The organism is Turicibacter sp. T129, from assembly GCF_025594975.1.
Classification (GTDB): Bacteria; Bacillota_I; Bacilli_A; order MOL361; family Turicibacteraceae; genus Turicibacter; species Turicibacter bilis.
This window is the reverse complement of sequence record NZ_JAMQUU010000142.1, coordinates 1-365: the sequence shown is the minus strand read 5'-3', so window position 1 is coordinate 365 and position 365 is coordinate 1. Positions and strand designations below refer to the sequence as shown.

Annotated in this window: 1 pseudogene; it reads left to right on the top strand. The window is 35.6% G+C overall.

What is annotated here, in order from left to right:
* The first annotated feature begins 14 nt into the window (after positions 1-14).
* Positions 15-248, top strand: a pseudogene (rpmA, locus tag NEH75_RS13545) (50S ribosomal protein L27).
* Positions 249-365 lie beyond the last annotated feature (117 nt).

The following is a 365-nucleotide window of genomic DNA, read 5'->3' as shown; positions in this document are numbered from 1 at the left end:
TAGGAGGTGGCCCCATGTTAAAGTTAAATTTACAATTTTTCGCATCTAAAAAAGGTGTTGGTTCTACAAAGAACGGTCGTGACTCTGAGTCTAAACGTTTAGGAGCTAAATTAGCTGATGGACAATACGCTTCTGCATGATCAATAATCTACCGACAACGCGCAAAAAAAATTTATCCAGGAACAAACGTAGGAATGGGTGTGCATCACACTTTATTCTGTAAAATCGATGGAATCGTTAAATTCTAACGTTTAGGACGTGACAAAAAACAAGTTTCTGTATACCCAGAAGCTAAGTAATCGATTTAATAAATCCCCTAATCATCTGATTAGGGCTTTATTTTTATTTTCATATCTTGAATGAGT